This window comes from Actinoplanes awajinensis subsp. mycoplanecinus, from assembly GCF_001509495.1.
GTDB lineage: Bacteria > Actinomycetota > Actinomycetes > Mycobacteriales > Micromonosporaceae > Actinoplanes > Actinoplanes palleronii.
The window spans coordinates 1-1715 of record NZ_LLZH01000093.1 but is presented as its reverse complement, the minus strand read 5'-3'; the positions used below and the strand labels follow the sequence as shown (position 1 = coordinate 1715).

Below are 1715 nucleotides of genomic sequence, written 5' to 3'. Positions count from 1 at the left end.
CTGACCGGAAAATACGACCTGGTGTGCGGGTTTGTGTGCAGGTGGTATCGCTGGCCGGGGCGGGGCCCCGGTCGGTGTTTGGTGGGTTGTCAGGCTGTGGTGAGGGTGACGGTGTAGCCGAGGGCTTGTAGGTGTTGGACGTGGTTGCGGGTTTGTCGTTCGGTGTTGATGTGGTGGGTGTGGTGGTCGGCGCCGAGGTCGTGGAAGCGGCTGTCGGGGTTGGTGAGTAGGTGCCAGATGGCGACGAGGGTGGATCTGGCGACGGCGACGAGGGCTTTGAGTTTGCCGCGGCGGGTGACCAGGCGGCGGTAGCGGGCGCCGAGGAACGTGTCGGTGCGGGCGGCGGCCGCGGCGGCGGTGCCGAGGACGGCTTTGAGGTAGGGGTTGCCTTTACCGGTTCTGCCGGCGGCCTGTCTGGTGCCGGATTGGATGGTGCGTGGCGCGAGTTTGGCCCAGGAGACCAGGTGCGCGGCGGTCGGGAACCGTGTCATGTCCAGGCCGATCTCGGCGAGGATGGTTTGCGCGCCGGTCAGGCCGATACCGGGGATCTCGATCAGTCGCTGCACGGGTGACAGCGGCCCAGGGGCGTCGCTGCCGGTGTTGTTGCCGGGGTCCGGTTCGTCGGATCCGACGATGGTGTGGGCGGGGATCAAGCCGTCGATCCGGGTGGTGAGTTGATCGATCTGCCGGGTGAAAGCATCGATCTGGTCGAGCAGCATTCTCGCGAGTTCGCCGTGGTGGGTGTCGAATTGTCCGGTCAGGGCCTCGACCAGGGCAGCGTTCTTGGACCTCATCCGGCCACGGGCCAGGCCAGCCAGTACTCGGGGATCGCGTTCACCGGCGATGAGTGCCTCGATCATGGCGCGAGCCGACAGGGTGTCCAATGAGGAAACCACCGCGGATACCTTGATCAGTGCGTCTTCGAGGAGTTTCTCCAGACGTTGCCAGTACCGGCCGCGGTCGCGGGTCAGGTCAGCGCGGGTGCGGGTGTAATCGCGCAGTTCCCGGATCGGTTGCGGTGGCACGAACGAGGGCCTCATCAGGCCTTTCTCGGTGAGTTTCGCCAGCCAGATCGCATCGAGTTTGTCGGTCTTGGGCCGGCCCGGGGAGTTCTTGACATCACGGGCGTTGACCAGTTGCACGTCCAGACCGCGGGCTTCAAGCAGGTAGAACCAGATCCGCCAGTAGTCCGAGGTGCTCTCCAGGGTGACTTTCTCGACCTGCAGCCGCACCAGGTGTTCGGCGAGTTCGCTGACCTCGCCGGTCGTGGCCGCCACATCCCAGACCTGGCACAACCTGCGGTGCGGCCGCTGCGGATGCGGTATCCGGGTGCAGACCTTGCCCGATTGTTTGCCCACGTCGATGGCGCAGACCCGGGTGAGGAGTTGTTCGTGGTCCTCGTCCGGGATCTCCTGCGGCTGCTGGATCCATCCCGGCCGTTGCCTGTTCATCGGTCCCTCCCTCATCAGACGACGATGCGGCGGGTTGCCCGGGGATCTCAGTCAAGCGATTCAAAAGTCTGACCGGCGTGCTCGAAGCAACAGTGCGTGGCCCTTCCAGGCCGGACCCCACCGCCAGACTCAGGGACGAGCTCCACGTCTCAAGGCCAGTGACCGGCGTTAACAGGCAACCCCTCAACCCCAACCAACCCGCAACCCGCCCTATTTTCACGTCCGCGAGACGTCACCCGAAGGAGACAAGATGACTCAGGGGTG

The 1715-nt window shown here is 65.2% G+C and carries 1 protein-coding gene; it reads right to left on the bottom strand.

Annotated features, from left to right (window positions below; all coding sequences use genetic code 11):
- Positions 1-89 precede the first annotated feature (89 nt).
- Positions 90-1451, bottom strand: a complete 1362-nt coding sequence (locus ADL15_RS13245) for an IS110 family RNA-guided transposase (RefSeq protein ID WP_067689153.1) — start codon at positions 1449-1451, stop codon at positions 90-92.
- Positions 1452-1715 lie beyond the last annotated feature (264 nt).

What these genes read in the sequence shown, in the direction of transcription:
- ADL15_RS13245 (WP_067689153.1), bottom strand. Translation starts at nt 1,451, where the DNA reads ATGAACAGGCAACGGCCGGGATGGATCCAGCAGCCGCAGGAGATCCCG.